Here is a 7,304-nt window from a genome sequence, read left to right as displayed (position 1 = left end):
GCTCCTTGATCTTCGCGACCAGTTCGTCGCCGATGGAGCCGACCGCGACCACGGCCGAGATCGCCATGCAGCGCTCGCCCGCGGAGCCGTACGCCGCCGAGACGGCCGCGTCGGCCGCCGCGTCGAGGTCCGCGTCCGGCAGCACCAGCATGTGGTTCTTGGCGCCGCCGAGCGCCTGGACGCGCTTGCCGTTGGCGCTCGCGGTGGAGTGGATGTGGCGGGCGATCGGCGTGGAGCCGACGAAGGAGACGGCCGCCACGTCCGGGTGCTCCAGGAGGCGGTCCACGGCGACCTTGTCGCCGTGCACGACGTTGAAGACGCCGTCCGGGAGCCCGGCCTCGGAGAGCAGCTCGGCGATCTTGATCGCGGCCGAGGGGTCCTTCTCGGACGGCTTCAGGACGAACGTGTTGCCGCACGCGATGGCGAGCGGGAACATCCACATCGGCACCATGGCCGGGAAGTTGAACGGCGTGATGCCCGCGACGACGCCGAGCGGCTGGCGGATGGACGAGACGTCCACGCGCGAGGCGACCTCCGTCGACAGTTCGCCCTTGAGCTGGACCGTGATCCCGCACGCGAGGTCCACGATCTCCAGGCCGCGGGCGACCTCGCCGAGCGCGTCCGAGTGCACCTTGCCGTGCTCGGCGGTGATCAGTTCGGCGATCGCGTCGCGGTTGGCGTCGAGCAGCGCGCGGAAGGCGAAGAGGACCGAGGTGCGCTTGGCGAGCGACGACTTGCCCCACGTGGCGTACGCCTCGCGGGCGGAGGCGACGGCGGCGTCCACCTCGTCCACGGAGGCGAAGGCGACCTGCGTGGTGACGGTGCCGGTCGCGGGGTCGGTGACCGGACCATACGTACCCGACGCACCCTCGACGGTCTTCCCGCCGATCCAGTGATTGACGGTCTTCGTCATGACAAGCATCCCTACTCTCACAGGTGGCGGCGTCGGGCTGAGACGTGCCGGTCGTACTCTTTCCTGGCCCTGACCGCGGACGGCCGGTCCGCTGTCTCGGCCACGGGCACATCCCACCACGCCTGCGCCGGAGGCGGGGGCGACACTGTGTCTGCCGTTTCCGTCTCCGCGTAGACACATGTGGGACCGTCGGCGGCCCGTGCTTCGGCAAGCGCATCGCGCAGGTCAGCGACTGTTTTGGCGCGGATCACGCGCATCCCCAGGGAGGCCGCGTTGGCCGCGAGGTCGACGGGCAGCGGGGCGCCCGTGTAGGTGCCGTCCTGCGCCCGGAAGCGGTAGGCGGTGGCGAACCGCTCGCCGCCCACGGACTCGGAGAGCCCGCCGATGGACGCGTACCCGTGGTTCTGCAGGATCACGACCTTGACCGGGATGTTCTCCTGGACGGCCGTGACGATCTCGGTGGGCATCATCAGATACGTTCCGTCGCCGACCAGCGCCCAGACCTGGCGGTCCGGTGCCGCGAGGGCGACGCCGATCGAGGCGGGGATCTCGTATCCCATGCAGGAGTAGCCGTACTCGACGTGGTACTGCCGGGGCGAGCGCGCCCTCCACAGCTTGTGGAGATCTCCGGGAAGCGAGCCGGCCGCGTTGATGATCACGTCCGTGTCCGTGACGAGGGCGTCGAGCAGGCCGAGGACCTGGACCTGCGTGGGGCGCGCGTCGGGCTCGTCGGCCGTGTAGGCGGCGTCGACCCGCAGCTCCCAGCGCGCCTTGTCCTCGGTGTACTCGGTGACGTACGCGGGCGGCACCCGCCATCCCTCCAGGGCGCCGGTCAGCGCTTCCAGGCCCGCGCGCGCGTCCGCGACCAGGGGCGTGGCCGCCATCTTGTGGCCGTCGAACGCGGTGACGTTGAGGTTCAGGAAGCGGACGTCCGGCGTCTCGAAGAGCGTGCCGGACGCGGTGGTGAAGTCGCTGTAGCGGGTGCCGACGCCGATCACCAGGTCGGCGGTGCGGGCCAGTTCGTCGGCCACGGCCGTGCCCGTGTGCCCGATGCCGCCGACGTCCGCCGGGTGGTCGAAGCGCAGGGACCCCTTGCCGGCCTGGGTGGAGGCGACGGGGATTCCGGTGGCGTCGGCGAGGTCCCGCAGCGCGTCCTCGGCGGCGCTGTGGTGGACTCCGCCGCCCGCCACGATCAGCGGGCGCCGCGCCGCGCGCACGGCCCGCGCGGCGGCGGCCAGTTCGTGCGGGTCGGGTGCCTGCCTGCGGACGCCCCAGGTCCTCTCCTCGAAGAACTCCTCGGGCCAGTCGAAGGCTTCCGCCTGCACGTCCTGCGGCAGCGCGAGGGTGACGGCGCCGGTGCCCGCCGGGTCGGTCAGGACGCGCATCGCGGCGAGCGCGGCCGGGATCAGGGCCTCGGGCCGGGTGATGCGGTCGAAGTACTTCGACACCGGGCGCAGACAGTCGTTCACCGATACGTCGCCCGCGTAGGGGACTTCGAGCTGCTGGAGCACCGGGTCGGCGGGGCGGGTCGCGAAGGTGTCCCCGGGCAGCAGCAGCACGGGGAGGTGGTTGATCGTCGCGAGCGCGGCGCCGGTGACGAGGTTGGTCGCGCCGGGGCCGATGGACGTCGTGACGGCGTGCGCGGACAGGCGGCCCGACTGGCGGGCGTACCCGACGGCGGCGTGCACCATGGCCTGTTCGTTGCGGCCCTGGTGGAAGGGCATCTCGTCGCCGTACTCCACGAGGGCCTGGCCGATGCCGGCGACGTTGCCGTGTCCGAAAATCCCCCAGGTGGCGCCGATGAGCCGCTGCCGTTCGCCGTCGCGCTCGGTGAACTGCCGGGACAGGAAGCGGACGAGGGCCTGCGCGGTGGTCAGCCTGATCGTCGAGGTCATCGTTTCTCCTCCGCCTTCATCGGTGTCCCTCCGCCGTCATCGGTACCCCTCCGTGTGATCGGGATGGAAGCAGATCCGCCACTCCCGCTCCTCTCCGGGACCGGCCATCACGTTCAGGTAGTACATGCTGTGCCCCGGCTGGGCGATGGACGGGCCGTGCCAGCCGTCGGGGACGAGCACGGCGTCGCCCGTGCGCACCTCGGCCAGGACGTCGGTGCCGCCGGGCCGGGAGGGGAAGACCCGCTGGTAGCCGAAGCCTTCCCGCCCCTCGGGCGTCGCCTCGATCTCGAAGTAGTAGATCTCTTCGAGCTCGGCCTCGACTCCGGGGCGGTGCTCGTCGTGCTTGTGCGGCGGGTACGAGGACCAGTTGCCGCCGGGGGTGATCACCTCCACGGCGATGAGGCGGTCGCACTCGAAGGCGTCGGCGGACGCGAAGTTGCGGACCTCGCGGGAGCAGGTGCCGCTGCCGCGCGACTCGACGGAAACCTCCGGCGCGGAGCCGTAGCGGGCGGGGAGTCGACGCTCGCACTTCGCTCCTGCCAGGGCGAAGCGGCCTCCCGCGCCGGAGGCGATCTGGATGTGGGCATCACGGGGCACATAGGCGAAGTCGCTCACTCCGCTGAACACGCTCTCCCGGCCCAGCAGTTCGATGATCTCGCCTTCCGCGTGCACCGTACAGCCGCCCGTCAGCGGGAGCACGATCCATTCACTCTCCCCGGTGGCGAAGGAGTGCGTGGTGCCGGGTTCGATGTCGACCACGCGCAGAGCGGAATAGACCAGGCCGGACCGCTTCGGATCAAGTTCAAGGGCGTACGGCCCCTCGGCCGCGCTGCCCTTCGGTACGTACGTCATAGGGCCCTCCTACAGCAGTCCGACGGCGGTGTCGACGGCGCCCGCCACGTCGCCGTCGGCCGGGTACAGCAGCGTGCGCCCGGCGACGAGACCGTGCACGGTGGGAAGTTGGAGGGCGCCCCGCCACTTCTCGTACGCGGCGTCGCCGTCATCGCCGATGTCGCCCCCGAGAAGGACCGCGGGCAGCGTCGACGCCTCCATGACCTGCGCCATGTCGTCCGGATTCTCGGTCACGGGCACCTTCAGCCAGGTGTACGCCGACGTCCCGGCGAGCCCCGACGCGATGGCGATGGAGGTGGTGACGGCCTCGGCGCTCAGGTCGTTGCGCGGCGGGCCGCCGCCCGGCGGCCGGCCGGTGAGGAAGGGCTCGACGAACACGGGCAGCTTCCGCGCGGCCATGGCGTCGATCGCGCGGGCGCTGGAGTACAGGGTGGCCAGGGAGCCGGGGTCCTCGTGGTCGACCCGCAGCAGGAGCTTGCCCGCGTCGAACCCGAGCCGCTCCACGTCCTCCGCCCGGTAGCCCGTGAACCGGTCGTCCAGCTCGAACGAGGCGCCCGCGAGCCCGCCCCGGTTCATCGACCCCATGACGACCTTGCCCTCCAGGGCGCCGAGCAGGAGCAGGTCCTCCAGGATGTCGGCGGTGGCGAGCACGCCGTCCACGCGGGGCCGTGAGAGCGCCAGGCAGAGCCGCTGAAGGAGGTCCCCGCGGTTGGCCATGGCCAGCTTGTCCCCGCCGACGGACAGCGCGCCCCGGGCGGGATGGTCGGCGGCGATGATCATCAGCCGCCCCGTGTCGCCGAGGAGCGGCCGCCTGGTCCGCCGGGCCGCCGCTTCGGCGATGGCTTCGGGGTGCCTGGCCCGGATCCGGACGAGGTCGGCGAGGTCAGTCATGCGCCTCTCCCCCCGCCACTGCCCCACCGCGGCCCCCGCCGCTGCTGTTGTCCCGCACCGCCCCCGCGGCCAGCGCCGCATCGACCTCGTCCGGGAACGGCATCGCCGACGAACACTCAAGGCGCGAGGCGACGATCGCCCCCGCCGCGTTGGCGTACCGCATGATCCGCTCCAGGTCCCAGCCTTCGAGCAGCCCGTGGCACAGGGCACCGCCGAAGGCGTCCCCGGCCCCGAGGCCGTTGAGCACGGTCACCGGCAGCGGCGGCACCTCGGCGCGCTCGCCCGTGCTGTTCACGGCGAGGACGCCCTTGGGGCCCTGTTTGACGACGGCGAGTTCGACGCCGGAGTCCAGCAACGCGCGGGCGGCGGCCTCCGGTTCGCGCTCTCCCGTGGCGACCTCGACCTCGTCGAGATTGCCCACCGCGACGGTGGCGTGCGCGAGCGCGTCCGCGTAGCAGCCGCGCGCCTGCTCGACCCGCTCCCAGAACATCGGCCGCCAGTCGAGGTCGAAGACGGTCAGTCCGGCCTTCGCCCGGCCCCGGAGCGCGGCCAGCGTGGCCGAGCGGCTGGGCTCCGCGCAGAGTCCCGTGCCCGTCATCCAGAACACCCGTGCGGAGGCGATCGCGCCGAGGTCGAGTTCCTTCTCGTACATCTCCAGGTCAGGGGCCTTGGGCTGCCGGTAGAAGTAGAGCGGGAAGTCGTCCGGCGGGAAGACCTCGCAGAAGGTCACCGGGGTCGGCAGTCCCGCGACCGGGCTCACCCACCGGTCGTCGACCCCGAACTCCCGCAGCTGCCGGTGCAGATAGTTCCCGAAGGGGTCCTCGCCGGTGCGCGTGACGACCGCTACGCGGCGGCCGAGCCGGGACGCGGCGACGGCGACGTTCGATGCCGAGCCGCCCAGGAACTTGCCGAACGTACTGACGTCGGCGAGGGACACCCCGGCCTGCAACGGGTACAGATCCACCCCGATCCGGCCCATGGTGATGACGTCGTACGGATCGATGACGCCGTTCGGGTCGATGACGCCGTTCGGGTCGTCGACGTCGTTCGGATCGGACACCCTGCACTCCCTCTCGCTGCCGCTCTCGCCCCCTGCGTCCAGCCCTTAGGTCTATTCCGCCCCATGCCCCCTGTCAACACATTGTCCTTACATTCGGACCACTCCTTGACATCGTTCCGCGGCGCCCTGAAAGCTGGCGGACATGACGACGCTGTCACGCATCCGGATCGGTTCGGCTCCCGACTCGTGGGGCGTGTGGTTCCCCGAGGATCCGGGCCAGGTCCCCTGGAGCCGCTTCCTGGACGAGGTGGCGGACTCCGGATACGAGTGGATCGAGCTCGGCCCGTACGGCTATCTGCCGAGCGATCCGGCCGTCCTGACCGCCGAGACCCAGCGGCGCGGCCTGAAGGTCTCCGCAGGAACGGTCTTCACCGGCCTGCATCACGGACCCTCCGTATGGGACAAGACCTGGGCCCATGTGGCCGACAACGCGGCGCTCGCGCAGGCGATGGGCGCCGGGCACCTCGTCGTCATCCCGGCCTTCTGGCGCGACGACAAGACCGGCGAGGTCCTGGAGGACCGCACGCTCACCCCCGAGCAGTGGCGCCAGCTCACGCGGCAGACCGAGCGCCTCGCGTACGAGGTGCGCGAGCAGTACGGCCTGCGCGTGGTCGTGCACCCGCACGCCGACACGCACATCGACGACGAGGAGCACGTCACCCGCTTCCTCGACGCGACCGACTCCGCCCTCGTCTCGCTCTGCCTGGACACGGGCCACTACGCCTACTGCGGCGGCGACAGCGTCAAGCTGATCGAGACGTACGGCGAGCGCATCGGCTATCTGCACCTCAAGCAGGTCGACCCGGCCGTCCTGGCCGAAGTGCGCGCGCAGGAGATGCCGTTCGGGCCCGCGGTGGCGCGCGGCGTGATGTGCGAGCCGCCGACCGGCGTTCCGGCGATCGAGCCGGTCCTCGCGGCGGCCCAGAAGCTTGACGTCGACCTGTTCGCCATCGTCGAGCAGGACATGTACCCGTGCCCGCCGGACCAGCCCCTGCCCATCGCCCGCCGCACACGGTCCTATCTGCGGTCCTGCGGAGCCTGACGCTCCGCTGCGAGGGGCGGCAAAGAGTCCGCCCGCGGCCCGGCGGGGGCTGATCGCGCAGTTCCCCGCGCCCCTTGCGGGGCACACCCGACGCCGGCCTGCGTGCACTCGTGTTCGCCTCTGCCCCTTGCATCACAAGCGTCACAAACAACACCCCCTTGTCACGCATGTCCCGTATACGCGGGTGATCCGTAACAGCCGGTCGACAGCCGCCTCCGGACGGTCACCAAGCGTCGTTCACCGGGCACAGGCTGAGTGATCGCCAGCGTCGCGCCGCAGCTCCCCCGACGACTCCCCCCGAGTCGCCCCTGCGGCGCCCGCAGGGAGGTGCCACTGATGACCGACCGAAGGCTCTGGTCGTACAAGGAGATCGCCGCGCACATCCGGGTGCAGCCCGACACCGTGCGCTCCTATCGCAAGCACGGCCTGCTCCCCGACCCCGACCACGTGGAGTCCGGGAAGCCCTACTGGTACGCGGACACCGTCCGCGCCTGGGTGGCTTCGAGGCCGCGCAACCGCGGGCGCTCGGACTGACCGCCCCGATGGGGCATCACCCCCGGCCTCCCCCTCTTTGAGGTGTACCCCCTAGGGGTATAGTGTGGTGAGTGTGTGGGTTTACACGTGAACACCGGGAACTAGACTGTTGATTAT

At 71.2% G+C, this 7,304-nt stretch carries 7 protein-coding genes; 2 read left to right on the top strand and 5 right to left on the bottom strand.

The genetic code is table 11. The annotated features are described in order from the left end of the window. The 5 genes from mmsA to iolC form a co-directional block, all read right to left on the bottom strand. Positions 1–913: CoA-acylating methylmalonate-semialdehyde dehydrogenase (gene mmsA / locus ACQKIP_RS34410; RefSeq protein WP_427745042.1), on the bottom strand; the 913-nt coding region annotated here is incomplete at its 3' end. 17 nt (positions 914–930) lie between these two features. Continuing rightward, positions 931–2,808: a 3D-(3,5/4)-trihydroxycyclohexane-1,2-dione acylhydrolase (decyclizing) gene (gene iolD / locus ACQKIP_RS34405; RefSeq protein ID WP_365857623.1), complete on the bottom strand. Its 1,878-nt coding sequence runs from the start codon at positions 2,806–2,808 to the stop codon at positions 931–933. Between the two features lie 36 nt (positions 2,809–2,844). Next, positions 2,845–3,660 (bottom strand): 5-deoxy-glucuronate isomerase, encoded by an 816-nt coding sequence (iolB, locus tag ACQKIP_RS34400; protein ID WP_365857621.1) that lies wholly within the window; start codon positions 3,658–3,660, stop codon positions 2,845–2,847. 9 nt (positions 3,661–3,669) lie between these two features. Continuing rightward, positions 3,670–4,551 (bottom strand): Cgl0159 family (beta/alpha)8-fold protein, encoded by an 882-nt coding sequence (locus tag ACQKIP_RS34395; protein WP_365857619.1) that lies wholly within the window; start codon positions 4,549–4,551, stop codon positions 3,670–3,672. Further along, a complete protein-coding gene (iolC, locus tag ACQKIP_RS34390; protein WP_427745043.1) occupies positions 4,544–5,530 on the bottom strand; it encodes a 5-dehydro-2-deoxygluconokinase in 987 nt (328 codons plus the stop codon). The genes ACQKIP_RS34395 and iolC overlap by 8 nt, the downstream gene beginning before the upstream one ends. Positions 5,531–5,753: 223 nt before the next feature. Between iolC and ACQKIP_RS34385 the strand changes: the two genes are divergently transcribed. After that, positions 5,754–6,653 carry a sugar phosphate isomerase/epimerase family protein gene (locus ACQKIP_RS34385; protein WP_365857617.1) on the top strand — a complete coding sequence of 300 codons (900 nt, stop codon included), beginning with the start codon at positions 5,754–5,756 and terminating at the stop codon, positions 6,651–6,653. A 336-nt stretch (positions 6,654–6,989) separates the two neighbouring features. Beyond that, positions 6,990–7,187, top strand: a complete 198-nt coding sequence (locus ACQKIP_RS34380; RefSeq protein WP_365857615.1) for a MarR family transcriptional regulator — start codon at positions 6,990–6,992, stop codon at positions 7,185–7,187. The last annotated feature ends 117 nt before the right edge of the window (positions 7,188–7,304 follow it).

The organism is Streptomyces sp. NPDC059900, from assembly GCF_050270335.1.
Lineage (GTDB): Bacteria > Actinomycetota > Actinomycetes > Streptomycetales > Streptomycetaceae > Streptomyces.
This window is presented reverse-complemented; position numbering and strand designations above follow the sequence as displayed.